Here is a 12,891-nt window from a genome sequence, read left to right as displayed (position 1 = left end):
TCTGCACAGGTCGGGAGGGGTTGGCGTGGTGAGTCGTTCGGGTAGAACCTTTGTTGCGGCCGTGGTGGCGAGCATTCTGTTGTCGAGTCTCGGGTGGGGGTCAGGTGCTGCCGCGGCGACGACGGACGAACCGGAAGTCGCGGGCGCGCTGGAGTCCTATGGCGAACTCTCGGCCGCAGTGTTTCCGGTCGGCGCCGGTGAGACGCAGCGGGTCGTGTATCGAACTCTGCGTACCGCTGACAGATGGGGGGAGTCGTCAGGGTCCGTGTTTCTGCCGGAAGGTGCCCCACCGGCGGGCGGTTGGCCCGTCATCTCCTATGCCCACGGAACTTTGGGCAGTGCGGATCAGTGTGCACCCTCGTCGACCGGATTCGGTCCGGGCGAGATCGAACCGATCGAACGCTGGTTGGAAGAGGGATACGCGGTAGTAGCTACCGACTACTCGGGACTTGGTACCGACGGGGTGCTGGCCTATCTCGACGGACATGCCGCCGGCGCGAATGCGGTCGACATCGTGCGGGCTGCGCACGAGTTGTACGGCAGTGTGCTGAGTCCGCGGTGGATGGTTGCGGGTTTGTCCGAAGGCGGTCATGCGGCGTACTTCGCGGGACACGAGGCCACCACTCGTGCACCGGAATTGGATTTCCGCGGCTCGGTCGTTGTTGCCGGCCCCACCCATATGGAAGGTTTGTTTCCGTTGGGCGGACCGCTGTTTCCCGACATCGGCATCACCGGGTTGGTGGGATACGCGCTGTACGTTCTGGCCGGGATCGACGATCAACGACCCGAAGAGAACATTCGGGAGGTTCTCTCGCCGCAGGGGATCGAGTGGATGGAAAAGGCTCGGACACTGTGCGCCGGAGATCTCGGCCGCCACATTCGCGCCGAACGAATCCAGTTGAGCTCGTTGTTTTCTCGGTCGGTGTGGACGCCACGCTTCCACGATCTGTTTCGCGAGATGATGCAGGTGCCGGTCGACGGCTACGGCCGGTCACTGCGTGTGGTGCAGAGCGTGTCGGACACAACGGTTCCTGTCGCCCTTACCTGGGCGCAACTGGTCGACATGCGTTCGCGAGGAACGCAGTTCGAGTATCAAGAACTCAGCGGAATCAGCCACGGCCAAACGACGGTCGCTTCGATGGACCAGACCATGGAATTCATCGATCGATTGATGAGGTGATGTTCGGCGGTGTTGTTGTTGCGGTGTTGTTGTTGCAGTTTGTTGTTTCAGGGTGGTTGTTCAGCGCATACGTCGCGGCCCGTAATCGTGGCCACCGTTGGCGAACCACACGATTGCCGCAATCGCGTACAGGATGCAGACCAGGAGTAGTAGCCCGCCTGCGATCCACAGCGAGATCTGACCGAGTCGTTTCACTCGATCGGACGCGTACCGCGACCCGGCCACATCGCCGTCGGCCCACAGCGGATACACGTTGAAGGCGTGCGTGAAAGCGGAGAAGGAGAGCGGCCAGAAGAACAGCAGCGAGACCACCGCCCAACCCGCATTGACGGGCGGTCGAATCGGGTGCTGAGGAACGGATTGCTGGACGGTGGGTTGATCCGGGGTGGTCATTGGGGGCTCCTGACATGAGGTGGCCCTTTCGACGCTACTGCGATGGCGCTGAAGAATCACTGAGTGTGCACGATCAGCCGTAATGCCAGTCGCGATCCATCCGTCGGAAGTACGGAAAGAGTGTGGCCTCCTCGAAATCGAGGTGCGACTGCATATGATCCGCCAATTCGGAGATTGCGGCGTATGCCCGATTGACCGTGGAGGATTCGGTGCTCAGTGCGAGTGACGCACGCTTGGCTTCCGACACGATCTCCCCGACAAGCTTGTGTTCTGCCTGCAGTCGTTCGACCGCAGGGGCCAACTCGGGAAAGTTCCTGGTCATTACGGGGAACATACGTTGATCTTCGATGGTGTGGTGCAGAGTCAGCGTGTTGCAGTAGAAGTCGCAGTTGACCCGTAGTTGCCAGACGAAATCCGCGATCGTCAGATTGTCGATCATCTCGGGTATCCGAGTCAGATCGGCGGTTTCGTCCGACAACAGTTGCAGGGCATTCTCGAGTACCTCGATATCGGCTCGTAGAGGTTCGTGAACCTGACGTAGCTGTTCGATCATCCTCAGACCGGCAACTGTTGCCGTGTTGTGCGAATGAGGGGCGTTCACGTCAGCGCAACTCGATCCCGCTCCGCGAGCATCCTCGCTACCGGCAGGACGTCCTTTGCTGCCATCTCGATACGCTCGAATACCTCGGGGTTGAGGATAGTCGTTCCGTCGAAATCACCGGAGCTGAGATAGATCCCGACCGGAGCGGTCAGCGCTTGGAAGAAAGCGAACAGTGGACGCAGGGCATGGTCCAACACGAGAGCGTGGCGGTCGCTGCCACCTGTCGCAGCAAGAATCACCGGAGTGTTGGCAAGCGCGTACTGGTCCACGAGATCGAAGAAATGCTTGAACATTCCCGTGTACGAGCCGCGGAACACCGGTGACGCCGCGATGACGATATCGGCGGACTCGACTGCTGCCAGCGCTTCGGCGGTCACTGAGTCGACGTGATCGCGATCCAGAGCAGATGCAAGACCTGGAATCAGATCCACGATCTCGAAAACTCGTGTGTCGATCTGCTCGAAGTCTCCCAAGGTTTCGACGATCAGGTCGACGAGGGCACGAGTCTTGGAGGGTTTTTGAAGGTTGCCGACAACGGCAACAATTTTGAGCGGTGTGCTCATCGAAACTCCTATTCTTGGGACGACTTCAGTGATTCGATTTCCTTACGCACAACGGGGGCTACTTCGGTGCCGAGGATCTCGATCGCACGCAGCATGTCCTTCTGTGGCACGTTGCCGAACCCCATCTGGATCATGATGCGGTCATGATGGAACAGTTCGTACTGCGCCATCGTCTTGTCGATGATTTCCTGCGGGCCGCCGAGGAAGAACGCACCCGCGGTGGTTGCCTGCGCCTCGTATGCCCTGCGCGGCATGGGAACTCCGTTTCCCCGCTGATGATGATTCTGCATCCACCCGGCCTGGAAGTACGGGTACGACGTGTCGAGTGCTGTTTGCTTCGAGGTATCGACAAATCCTGGCGAAGCAATCGAGACAGCGAGCTTCTTCGGATCGTGTCCGAACTCCGCTGCAGCCCTGCGGTATAGATCGACGAACGGTTCGAACTGTTGGTAGCTTCCACCGATGATGGCCAGTGAGAGGGGTAGGCCCAGTTTCGCGGCACGGACGACAGAGGCCGGAGTACCTCCGACTGCGATCCACACCGGAATCTGACGGTCCGGGCGGGGCGTCACGTCACCGTCGATCAGTGGTGCGCGAAGTTGTCCTTCCCAGTTGATCGGGTTCTCGTCGCGCAGTTTCAGTAGTAGATCGAGCTTTTCGGCGAAGAGTTCGTTGTACTGGGACAGGTCGTACCCGAAAAGCGGAAATGACTCCGTGTACGAACCTCGGCCGGCAATGATCTCGGCACGGCCTTCGGAAAGCAGGTCAACTGTCGCGAACTGTTGGAACACACGTACGGGATCGTCGGAACTGAGTACGGTTACGGCGCTGGACAGCTTGATGTTGTCGGTAGCCTGAGCCATTGCCGCGAGCACAACTGCAGGGGCTGAGACTGCGAAGTCGGTGCGATGGTGCTCGCCGACGCCGAAGACATCGAGTCCAACCTGATCGGCAACGGTTGCCTGCTCCACCAAATGGCGAAGGTGGACACCGGGATTCATCATCGCGCCGGTAGTGGGATCTGGGGTGAGTTCACCGAAATGGTAGACGCCCAATTCGAAAGCCATGTTGTTTCTCGCTATCTGTTCGTGGGGGTGATGGAAAGTTGTTCTACGTGCGCATCGCATGCGCCGCCTTGATTCGTGTGATGTGCGGCAAGTCGGGAGAAGAAGCGTTCGAGTACCGGAAGCTCCTCGGTTTCAATGAGATCGGAGAAGTATTCGGCGATCCCTCGCGTGTGTATGGCGGACGCTTTTCGAAGCGTCTTCTTGCCCGCAGGCGTCATCGATACCGTCACGACGCGTCGATCGTTGTCCGGTCGAACGCGCTCTGCCAGACCTGCCTCGACCAATCGATCGACGACGCGCGTCACGCCACTGGTGGTGACCAGGACCAGTTCGGCCAGATCGCCCATTCGGATCGTGTTTCCCGGCGCTTCGTGCAGTCGGAGCAGAACGTCGTACTGGCCAAGGGTGAGCCCGGTGGTGGTTCGAAGGTCCGCCTCCATCTTGCCGAGGATGACGCTGTGGCTGACCACTAGGTCACGCCAGACGGAACCGCGTCGACGTTCGTCGGTAGTCATCGGTGACAGCCTCCATTTATTTGCGCTCGCAAGTATTGCTTACTCAAATAATACGCCTGGATCGATCGAACTATTCCCCGCTCTCATTTGTGCTGGTAGCAAGGTATTGACTCGAACACGTGTTCGAGTAATGTTGAGGGTGGGGATCGGGGGATTCAATGAGTGTTCTGTTGTCGGATGTGGTGTCTGGTTCTGCGGTGGGGTTGCGCGGACGCCTGTGGCGGTTGTCTGCTTCTGAGTTGCGTGCTGCTGCTATCGGGGCGAGTGCGGAGATTCTTCGTCTCGAGGCTGTTCGTGTGGCGGTGGTCGACGAACTCTCGATGCGTCCTGATGATCAGGTGATTGCGAGCCGCGGGGTGGGTTGCTGGTTGGCCTCGAGCACGATGCTGCAGGTTCGGGACGGGAAGAAGATCGCCGCCCTGGGTGCGGCGCTGCGGCCGTTTCCGGCGGTGGCGGCCCGGTTCGATGTCGGGGACTGCTCGTTCGAGCATGCCGTGTTGATCGTGGCGTTCTGCGAATCACCGCCGAACGGAATGCCGGAGGAGGCGCTCCCTCGCTGTATCGATTTGTTGTTGGCTGCCGCGTCGGGCGTGGAGGCGACAACGACGAAGGTGCGAAACGTGATCGCGACCTTGGAGCGAGTGTTCGAATCGGATGACATTCCGCCCGCCGAGGATGTGGATCGTAACGAGTTGCGGATCGCATCGACACTGAACGGCCGGGTGGTGGTGCGCGGCGAGTTCGACGCCCTCACCGGCGAAATGCTGCTCTCCGCCCCGTCGAATCTGACGATGCCGACCCCAGCACCCGATGGAACCCCCGATGCCCGGTCGGCAGCGAAGCGGACCGCGGACGGGTTCACCGAACTGATTCGGCGGTATCTGGATTGCGCGAAAACCGGTGTCGATGGTGGTCAACGTCCGCACGTGAACGTGCACATCAACGCCCGCGATCTTGCCGAGCACCGGGACTGCGCCGCCGCACCCTCGCCCGATGGTGGTGGAGTGGCTGTGTCGGATCTTGATGTCGGGCACATGCCCTGGCTCGGACCACTGTCGGTCTCGCAGACAAGGCTTCTCGGCTGTGACTGTTTCCTGTCCACGGTGCTGCTCGACGGTCACGGCGCGCCGCTCGATGCGAAACCCGGAAAGCGATTGGTGTCCGCCGAACAGCGAGTGGCGTTGATCGCCCGGGACAAAGGCTGCGCGTTCCCCGGCTGCACGTGCGTGCCCGCCTGGACCGATGTGCACCATATTCGGCACTGGGCCAACGGTGGCCCGACGGTGATGAACAACCTTGTCCTGCTGTGCCGTTCACATCACCGGTTGATGCACCGGAAAGCCGGGTTCGTCGGGAAATGGGTGATCCGCATCGGCGTCGACAACAAACCGTGGTTCATCCCACCACCCTCGATCGACCCCGGCCAGCACCCGCGGCCGGCGAACACCACCTTCAAAACCTGAGAAGAACCTCAGGCACAACAGAACACGGGCCAGCACCGCATCGAAGGGATCCTCCGATGCGGTGCCAACAGGCCGTGGGGGAGTCGAATCAGTGCTTCGAGCGCTTGTGGCGGTACATCTCGGCATCGGCCGTATCCCAAGTCTCGGAAAGGCTTTGGGCCATGGAAAAGTCGGCTCGACCGATCGAACAACAGACGTCGGCATTCCGGAACGCCTTCTCCAAACACTCGACCAGGTAGTCGACGGCGCGCGGCTGTGTATCGGGCAGAGCGATTCCGAACTCGTCTCCGCCCAACCGTGAAACCACCGCACCAGGGTGCGCGCATGCTGCCAAGATCTTGCCGGCCCGTTGAACATATTCGTCACCCGCGGCGTGACCGAGTTCGTCGTTGATGGTCTTCATGCCGTCCAGATCGACGATGATGATAGATCCCGGATCGGCGAATTGGCGGTACCGAGTTTGCTCGGCCTCGAGGATGCGGTTCCACCCGCGCCGATTGAGAAGACCTGTCAACGGGTCGGTCTCGGCATCGAGTTGCGCAGTTTCGGCCAGTCGCACTGACTGCGCGCGCTGATAGTCGACATCGAGAATCGTTCCGAGGAGTCGGCACAGGAGAGTGAGGAGGGCCAGGTTGTCCTCGAGTACGGAGTCGCCCGTAATCGGGTCGGCGCCACACAGAGTGCCGAAGAGACTGCCGTCGTTGTGAAGGATTGGGATGCTGACGTATGCGCCTATGCCTTCCCACCTGTCATCTCGGGAAAGTGCAGGTACGAGTGCGCGATTCGATGAGGCTGGCGGCGCATTTCCGAGGACTACCTCGCTGCACATGGTGTTTTGCCAAGTCCGGGTCTCGCCGACTTCGATGTGAAGTGGGTTGGGTGAGACGGTGAGAAAGATTTGATTCGACCCGTCGAACCGCGTGATCGACCACAGTGCCAGCGGAAGATATTCGTCGAGGTAGGACACGATCGAGCGACTGGCGTCGTCGAAATTCGTCAGTGGTGGCAGGAGTGGCAACATCGGGATGGTGCGCGCCTGGCCGTGCGGCATTTGGTGACCTCCTGATCGACCCTAAGATTCTGTCGATGTTCAGGCTCTTGGTCCCGCGTGCGACAAATCTTCCACGAACAGTCTGCCTCGAGAATCCTGGCGATTGCTGAAAGTGTGCTGTGATTCTTCCGACCGCGGGGCCGTTGATTCTTTGGTGGCCCGCTAATCTTCAGGCATGGAGCTGGCGCGTGGAGCGAACACAGTCGTTGACGGAACTTCGCTGAAGGTGGCGGTGAACGGTAGCGCCCCGGGCACGGTGGACCTGATGGTGTTCCAGCTCGACGAACGGAACCAGGTGCGGAACGACGCAGATTTTGTCTTCTTCAATCAGCCGGTGTCGCCCGAAGGTGCGGTGCGCTTGGAGTCCGGCGGCGTCATCGAAATCGACATTGCGAGGTTGCCCGCCGACATCCACCAGCTGAGTGTTGCCGTGGCGCTTGATTCGGCGGCAAACGGAACCCTTTCTGCTGTCGGGGGCCTTGGTGTCGTGGTGGAGCAGGCTGGTTCCACCGCTATCGTGGCTCAGGCTTTGGGTTTGACGAGTGAGAGGGCAGCGGTCCTCGTCGAGATCTATCGCCGCGGCACGGACTGGAAGGTTCGGAACGTTTCGGCGGGTTGGGACAGTGGATTGGCAGATCTGGTCACTGCATTCGGAGTCTCGGTCGACGAGGAACCGCAGAGCCGACCCGACTCGGCTGAATCGGCAGATGGCATTCGGACCGTGCCCGACGAAGCCAAACTCTCGATGGTGAAGCGGGAAAAACTGGACCTCCGAAAGCGCGAAGTGGCCAAGGTCCTGCTGACCAAGGGTGGCAACGGAATTCGGGCGCGAGTGGTCCTGGTGATCGACAAAACCGGAAGTATGGCCAAGCAGTACCGCACCAGAGTGGTGCATCGTGTTGTCGAACGCATGGTTCCCGTTGCGATCCAACTCGATGACGACGGCAAGCTCGAGCCGTACTTGTATGCAGTCAGCTTCGTCAAGCTTCCCGAGATCTCTGTCCATGACGCGGAAGAGTGGTCGGATACCTACCTGCACTTGCGCGGCTCGCACGGCGGATTCAACTATGACAAGATCGGCGCCGCAAATCGTGAAGTGCCGATCATGACTGAGATTCTCTCCGGCCTGACACGTGGTTCGGCGCCGACGCTCGTCCTGTTCTTCACCGACGGTGGCTTCAGCGAGCGCAAGGAAATCACGAAGTTGATGCGCGAAGCGTCTGGGCTCCCGGCCTTTTGGCAGTTCGTCGGAATCGGCAAGGCCAACTACGGAGTGCTGGAGAAGCTCGACGACCTCGACGGCAGGGTGGTCGACAATGCCGGATTCTTCGCGCTGGACGACATCGACACTGTCGACGACGCCCAGTTGTACACCCGTTTGCTGAGTGAATTCCCGGATTGGCACAAGGCAGCTGTAGCCGCGGGCATCACGACGCCGTGATTTAGCTGGTCGAAACCAACTGCGGTGCATTCTCTTTCAAGAATTCGTCGATGTGCGCCCAGGTGGAGTCTCTCGCGGTGGGGCCGGCAACGAGCCCGAGGTGACTTCCCGGCGCCTTCTCGAACCGGACCGACGGCGCGCCGGTGAGGACCGACGTGATTGCTTCCACCGAAGCGATGGGTGCAATCACGTCAGTGGTGCCGCCGACCGCGAGAACGGGAACGCTCAGAGCTGACAGTTTGATCTCGCGTCCGGCAAGCGTGACGGCGTCGTTGTAGAGATTGTTGCCGAGCATGAGTTGTTCGCAGATCTGCTGAAATGCCTTGCCAGGGTATCCAGGCATGGCTGCCATGAACTTGTCTATCGATTCCATGCGAGCCAGGGTCTCGGTGTTGTGAAGATTGCGGACGATGAACCATGGCTTGAGGACCTCGCGCTGCAACGCCGTCACCTTGTAACTCGCCTGAACGAGTGGAGCAGGTAGTCCGCCGACCAGATTGGTCGCGGAGGTGAGCGGGGTATCGCCCGTGTATTTGCCGATCAGCCTCAACGGGCTGATAGCGGGAATCTTCGTGTAGTCGATTGGCGTGCCGATTGCCGTGATCGATGCGATCGGAAGGTCGGAGTGAGCGGAGCCCGTGAGCAGAGACATGGTCCCGCCGAGGCTCCACCCGATCAGCGAAACAGGTGCGCCGTCATGTAAGTCCGAGATCGTACGGATCGCTTCCGGGATGATGTCGTCGACCCAGGCCTCGAAACCCATTCCGCGGTCGGAGTACCGCATGGTCCCGTAGTCGAGGAGGTAGGGCGTGTTTGCGCCATCCAGTAGGTGTGCGGCGAGGCTCTGGCCTGCACGAAGGTCGTAGCAGTCGGCTGAAACCGCGAGGGGAGGTACGAGGAGAACCGGATTGCCTCTGGGCGTCCACAATGCGCCGAAGCGATACAGATCGCGGTGTAGACCTTCGCTGATCAGTACCGACGGCGTGCGTTCGGCCTTTTCGACACCGTCGCCGAACGAGAGTCCCCATGCATTGCGCGCTGCGGTGTCCAGCGTCGGACGCCACGTCGCGATCAAACCACTGATATCGAGCACTGGTTCCCCTCGGAGTCGAATCGGCGGACGGCCGAGTCAGCCGCGCTCGGTGTATGTTACCTGCCTTCACATACATCGATCTCGGGGGTTCAAAAACCCAGCTCGGCAACGGAGCCACCGTGCCGAGCTGGGCTGATCGGGGTGATATGGCAGTGATCAGGTGGGGACGATCAGGCGGAGACGATCAGGCGGGGACGATCAAGCCGGTCGAGGCTGTGGCCGTCGCGTATCGCTGTGCAACGTCTTCCCAGTTGATGACGTTCCAGTAGGCCTTCACGTAGTCGGCCTTGACGTTCTTGTACTGCAGGTAGAAGGCGTGCTCCCACATGTCGAGCATGAGCAACGGAACGATACCGATGCTGATGTTGCCTTGCTGGTCGGTGAGTTGCTCGATGACCAGGCGCTGCCCGACCGTGTCGTAGGCCAGTACCGCCCAGCCAGACCCCTGCAAAGTCGTTGCTACAGCGGAGAAGTGGTTGACGAATGCGTCGAAGGTACCGAAGTGCTCGTCGATCGCGGCTGCCAACTCGCCTTCTGGTCGCTCACCGCCGTTGGGGGAGAGGTTCTTCCAGAAGATCGAGTGATTGGTGTGGCCGCCGAGGTGGAAGGCGAGGTTCTTACTGAGCAGCGGCGCCTTCGCAGTGATCGTGCCGTCTTCGCGTGCAGCAGCCAACTGCTCGATTGCGCTGTTGGCGCCCGCCACGTACGTGGCGTGGTGCTTGCTGTGGTGCAGTTCCATGATCTCGCCGGAGATGTGCGGTTCGAGCGCGGCGTAGTCGTAGTCCAGCTCGGGGAGAACGTATTCAGTCATGTGACATGCCTTCCTTTGAGGAAATGTTGTGAGACGAGAGATTTCGATAGGTTCGATCGTGATAGACGAGCGGCGCTGACACGTGCTGCGGATCGATGACGTCGACGACGCGGGCGGTGACAATCACTGCGGAGCCACACGTCGTGGCATTCAAGGGAACCGCCCGCAAGGCGTGGCCCGTGCCGTGCAGGAATGGTTCACCCGTCGACAGAAACGACCAGCGCATGTCGTCTCCGAAGCGCACAGCGCCGCGGGTCGCGAACGTGGCCGCCAGTCGCTCGTTCGCCGAATTTGCCAGGTGAACAACAAAACTGCTTGCGGAAGCAATGACGCTCGCAGAACCACGCAACGACTGCAGGGAGAACGCCAGAACTGCCGGATCGGCGCTGATCGAGATCACCGAAGACGACGTGATGCCGGCCGGGCCGTCATCGCCCGTTGCGGTGATGATCGAGACGCCGGCGGGATGATTTCGGAATGCCTCGACGAATGCGCTTCGGATGGACGGCGCCGAATCAACAGCGACGTCCGAAACAGTTTGGGTGCCAACCAGTTTTGTCGTCACACTTAGCACCTCTTCTGACTCGGGTTTTGCTGTCGTTGCACTGTCTTGTGCAATACCGACGTTAAAACCTCGAGTGCAGTTGAGGTCAAGGTGCTGTGGCGGACCTCACCGTCCGAGCTTGGCTGCCAGACGTTCCATGTATCCGACCACCTCTTCGGGGCTCTTGTCCGGAGTGCCGAACATCGCCTCCGTGACACCGATATCTGCCCAGTGGGCGAGCTTCTCCGGATCGGGTTTGCCTGCCAGGACGGTTATTTCAGGCTCGCCGACTCTACCTGCTTCGGCCCATATCTTTCGGAGCAGTTCCACGTTTCCGTCGATCTCCTGCTCGATCGGTGTGGTGATCCACCCGTCGGCAGACTTTGCGATCCACTTGAAAGTCTTCTCGTTACCGCCACCGCCCAACAAGATGGGGGGACGGGGCTTCTGAACGGGCTTGGGCCAGGCCCAACTTGGCCCGTACTTCACGAATTGGCCGTCGTACGAAGCTTCTTCCTTCGACCACAGTTCACCCATGGCTTCGAGATACTCCCGGAGTGCGGTCCGGCGTTTGTTGGGCGGTACGCCGTGGTCGGCGAGTTCCTCTGCATTCCAGCCGAATCCGACGCCGAAAACCACGCGTCCGCCGGAAAGATGGTCCAGCGATGCGATGGTTTTCGCGAGAGTGATCGGATCGTGCTCGAGCGGGAGGGCCACCGAGGTGCCCAATCGGATGGTGCTCGTGACCGACGCGGCGGTGCCGAGGGCAACCCAGGGGTCCAGTGTGCGCATGTAACGGTCGTCGGGCAATTCTGCCGACTGGGTTCCGGGGTGATCGGAATCCCTCGATACGGGGATGTGAGTGTGCTCCGGAACGTAGAAGGCGTCGAATCCATTCGCCTCCGCAGCCTTTGCTGCATCGGCAGGGCGGATGCCGCGATCACTGGTGAACAGGCTGAGTCCGTAGCGCACTGGTTCTCCTTCGATGGTCCGTCGAAAAACTGTAACCTGTTGCATCTTCGTTCGGATAGGTTTCCAGCCCAGTAAATCGATTGCCGACGTGACCGGAGGCGTGGTGAACTCGGGCGGAGTTGTTGTGGGCCGAGAGGTGGATGCAGTAGAGATGGATGCAGCGGAGATGAATCGGTTGTCGTGGAATGCGGCGACCGTCGCTCACAACAGTCACAAAGGTGACCAAGCACAATTCCTTCGCAACGGCGGGTCGACCTTGTTTCCGGAAGAAGTGGCGCTGCTCGGCGAGATCGACGGCTCCTCGATTCTTCATCTGCAGTGCAATTCCGGTCAGGATTCGTTGAGTTTGGCTGCTCTCGGTGCCGCGGTGACCGGCGTCGACATCTCGGATTCTGCGATCGACTTCGCGCGAACGTTGTCTGCGGAATCCGACATTGCCGCTGATTTCGAGCGAGCGGATGTATCTGCGTGGCTCCGAGATGCCGGCGCTGCCGGGAGGAAGTTCGATCGAGTCTTCTCTTCGTACGGAACGGTGATCTGGTTACCCGATCTCGACGAGTGGGCCGAGGGGATTGCCGGTGTTCTGGCGCCGAACGGTCGATTCGTTCTGGTGGAGTTTCATCCGTTTGCCATGTGTTTCGACGAGAAGTGGTCGCTGACATACCCGTACGGAGGCGGGACTCCCGTGACCGAACCCGGTGGCGTTGGCGACTACGTGGCAGATTCAGCCGATCTCGTCTTGCCGGGCGCTCAGGGAGACGGAGTCGAGAACTTCGAAAATCCCTTCCCTTCATGTGAATTCAACTGGTCCATCGCCGAGGTGCTCGGCGCCCTGCGGCGTGCCGGATTGACGCTCGAGTCCTTCGACGAGTACCCGTACGCCAACGGTTGGCAAGGATTCGAGGAGATGGCAGAACTCGGCGGCAAGCGTTGGGGAGTCCCGGCCGGACGACCAGAGATACCGCTGATGTATTCGCTGTCTGTTCGCTTGGCCGACTGACGCCTATTTCCCCCGCATTTGCGGGTAATTGCAGACACAGGTAGTAATTACCCCCATGCCCACGACGCCACTGACACGACGCATCGCCGTCGACCTGTGCCGTCTTGGTGCCAACTGCTGTTGCTGTTGATTCCTTCCGACTCTCCTGAGTGAGAACGGCGCCGCTCTGTGCGCCTTCGCCCCTGCATGTGCGCTCG

Annotated in this window: 14 protein-coding genes; 4 read left to right on the top strand and 10 right to left on the bottom strand. The window is 60.3% G+C overall.

The window, feature by feature from the left end:
• Positions 1 to 25: 25 nt before the first annotated feature.
• Positions 26 to 1,180 (top strand): alpha/beta hydrolase, encoded by a 1,155-nt coding sequence (locus GJB56_RS16865; RefSeq protein WP_113682497.1) that lies wholly within the window; start codon positions 26 to 28, stop codon positions 1,178 to 1,180.
• Positions 1,181 to 1,240: 60 nt separating this feature from the next.
• On the opposite strand, the gene GJB56_RS16860 is transcribed toward GJB56_RS16865, so the two are convergent.
• The 5 genes from GJB56_RS16860 to GJB56_RS16840 all read right to left on the bottom strand — a co-directional run bounded on the left by GJB56_RS16860 (position 1,241) and on the right by GJB56_RS16840 (position 4,319).
• Positions 1,241 to 1,573: a CD225/dispanin family protein gene (locus GJB56_RS16860; protein WP_007731480.1), complete on the bottom strand. Its 333-nt coding sequence runs from the start codon at positions 1,571 to 1,573 to the stop codon at positions 1,241 to 1,243.
• Positions 1,574 to 1,646: 73 nt separating this feature from the next.
• Positions 1,647 to 2,174, bottom strand: coding sequence for a hemerythrin domain-containing protein (locus tag GJB56_RS16855; RefSeq protein ID WP_113682496.1), 528 nt, complete (start codon positions 2,172 to 2,174; stop codon positions 1,647 to 1,649).
• Positions 2,171 to 2,737, bottom strand: coding sequence for an FMN reductase (msuE, locus tag GJB56_RS16850; protein WP_019745144.1), 567 nt, complete (start codon positions 2,735 to 2,737; stop codon positions 2,171 to 2,173). The genes GJB56_RS16855 and msuE overlap by 4 nt, the downstream gene beginning before the upstream one ends.
• Before the next feature lie 8 nt (positions 2,738 to 2,745).
• A complete protein-coding gene (locus GJB56_RS16845; protein WP_020970655.1) occupies positions 2,746 to 3,804 on the bottom strand; it encodes an LLM class flavin-dependent oxidoreductase in 1,059 nt (352 codons plus the stop codon).
• 11 nt (positions 3,805 to 3,815) lie between these two features.
• Positions 3,816 to 4,319 carry a MarR family winged helix-turn-helix transcriptional regulator gene (locus tag GJB56_RS16840; RefSeq protein WP_020970654.1) on the bottom strand — a complete coding sequence of 168 codons (504 nt, stop codon included), beginning with the start codon at positions 4,317 to 4,319 and terminating at the stop codon, positions 3,816 to 3,818.
• Between the two features lie 158 nt (positions 4,320 to 4,477).
• Between GJB56_RS16840 and GJB56_RS16835 the strand changes: the two genes are divergently transcribed.
• Positions 4,478 to 5,782 carry an HNH endonuclease signature motif containing protein gene (locus tag GJB56_RS16835; RefSeq protein WP_113682495.1) on the top strand — a complete coding sequence of 435 codons (1,305 nt, stop codon included), beginning with the start codon at positions 4,478 to 4,480 and terminating at the stop codon, positions 5,780 to 5,782.
• Positions 5,783 to 5,870: 88 nt separating this feature from the next.
• On the opposite strand, the gene GJB56_RS16830 is transcribed toward GJB56_RS16835, so the two are convergent.
• The gene (locus GJB56_RS16830; protein WP_019745140.1) at positions 5,871 to 6,833 is read right to left on the bottom strand and encodes a GGDEF domain-containing protein; all 963 of its coding nucleotides are present in this window, start codon (positions 6,831 to 6,833) and stop codon (positions 5,871 to 5,873) included.
• Between the two features lie 175 nt (positions 6,834 to 7,008).
• Between GJB56_RS16830 and GJB56_RS16825 the strand changes: the two genes are divergently transcribed.
• Positions 7,009 to 8,274 (top strand): vWA domain-containing protein, encoded by a 1,266-nt coding sequence (locus tag GJB56_RS16825; RefSeq protein ID WP_113682494.1) that lies wholly within the window; start codon positions 7,009 to 7,011, stop codon positions 8,272 to 8,274.
• 1 nt (position 8,275) lies between these two features.
• Here GJB56_RS16825 and GJB56_RS16820 read toward each other — a convergent pair whose 3' ends face one another.
• The 4 genes from GJB56_RS16820 to GJB56_RS16805 all read right to left on the bottom strand — a co-directional run bounded on the left by GJB56_RS16820 (position 8,276) and on the right by GJB56_RS16805 (position 11,694).
• Complete coding sequence (locus GJB56_RS16820; protein ID WP_113682493.1) at positions 8,276 to 9,367, bottom strand: alpha/beta fold hydrolase; 1,092 nt, start codon at positions 9,365 to 9,367, stop codon at positions 8,276 to 8,278.
• Between the two features lie 184 nt (positions 9,368 to 9,551).
• Entirely contained in the window at positions 9,552 to 10,178 is a 627-nt protein-coding gene (locus GJB56_RS16815; RefSeq protein WP_003940303.1) for a superoxide dismutase, read from the bottom strand.
• Positions 10,171 to 10,743: a flavin reductase gene (locus GJB56_RS16810; RefSeq protein WP_113682492.1), complete on the bottom strand. Its 573-nt coding sequence runs from the start codon at positions 10,741 to 10,743 to the stop codon at positions 10,171 to 10,173. Before GJB56_RS16810 ends, GJB56_RS16815 begins: the two co-directional genes overlap by 8 nt.
• Before the next feature lie 105 nt (positions 10,744 to 10,848).
• Entirely contained in the window at positions 10,849 to 11,694 is an 846-nt protein-coding gene (locus GJB56_RS16805) for an LLM class F420-dependent oxidoreductase (RefSeq protein WP_080909546.1), read from the bottom strand.
• A gap of 88 nt (positions 11,695 to 11,782) precedes the next feature.
• Here GJB56_RS16805 and GJB56_RS16800 point away from each other — a divergent pair, with 88 nt between their 5' ends.
• The gene (locus tag GJB56_RS16800) at positions 11,783 to 12,694 is read left to right on the top strand and encodes a class I SAM-dependent methyltransferase (RefSeq protein ID WP_113682491.1); all 912 of its coding nucleotides are present in this window, start codon (positions 11,783 to 11,785) and stop codon (positions 12,692 to 12,694) included.
• Positions 12,695 to 12,891 lie beyond the last annotated feature (197 nt).

The organism is Rhodococcus sp. AQ5-07, assembly GCF_009707305.1.
GTDB classification, from domain to species: Bacteria; Actinomycetota; Actinomycetes; order Mycobacteriales; family Mycobacteriaceae; genus Rhodococcus_F; species Rhodococcus_F erythropolis.
The sequence above is the reverse complement of the archived record's forward strand: the minus strand, read 5'-3'. Positions and strand labels throughout refer to the sequence as shown.

Coding starts and splice junctions, on each gene's coding strand:
- GJB56_RS16825 (WP_113682494.1), top strand. CDS start 7,009: ATGGAGCTGGCGCGTGGAGCGAACACAGTCGTTGACGGAACTTCGCTG.
- GJB56_RS16830 (WP_019745140.1), bottom strand. CDS start 6,833: ATGCCGCACGGCCAGGCGCGCACCATCCCGATGTTGCCACTCCTGCCA.
- GJB56_RS16815 (WP_003940303.1), bottom strand. CDS start 10,178: ATGACTGAATACGTTCTCCCCGAGCTGGACTACGACTACGCCGCGCTC.
- GJB56_RS16840 (WP_020970654.1), bottom strand. CDS start 4,319: ATGACTACCGACGAACGTCGACGCGGTTCCGTCTGGCGTGACCTAGTG.
- GJB56_RS16860 (WP_007731480.1), bottom strand. CDS start 1,573: ATGACCACCCCGGATCAACCCACCGTCCAGCAATCCGTTCCTCAGCAC.
- GJB56_RS16835 (WP_113682495.1), top strand. CDS start 4,478: ATGAGTGTTCTGTTGTCGGATGTGGTGTCTGGTTCTGCGGTGGGGTTG.
- msuE (WP_019745144.1), bottom strand. CDS start 2,737: ATGAGCACACCGCTCAAAATTGTTGCCGTTGTCGGCAACCTTCAAAAA.
- GJB56_RS16845 (WP_020970655.1), bottom strand. CDS start 3,804: ATGGCTTTCGAATTGGGCGTCTACCATTTCGGTGAACTCACCCCAGAT.